The organism is Bartonella sp. MR168JLCBS, assembly GCF_042194175.1.
In genome coordinates, this window is the sequence record NZ_JBHIMP010000527.1 from 1 (window position 1) to 296 (window position 296).

Annotated in this window: 1 pseudogene; it reads left to right on the top strand. The window is 38.9% G+C overall.

The window, feature by feature from the left end:
- Nucleotides 1-296, top strand: a pseudogene (locus ACFIK8_RS12410) (DNA polymerase I); the annotation flags it as partial.

A 296-nucleotide genomic window follows, 5' to 3' on the forward strand; every position in this document is an offset into this window, starting at 1 on the left:
ATTTTCTCTCATCCGCCAGGCAACGAAGGCTTTTAATTTACCTTGTATCGAAAAGGAAGGATTTGAGGCGGATGATTTAATTGCTACTTATGCGCAATTGGCAACAAAGGTTGGGGCAAAAACAACCATTATTTCTTCCGATAAGGATTTTATGCAATTAGTCAATACACATGTATCCTTGTATGATGGAATGAAGGACAAGCACATTGGTATTTCTGAAGTTTTAGAAAAATGGGATGTTGCACCTGAAAAAATGGTCGACTTGCAAGCTTTGACTGGAGATCCAACGGATAACG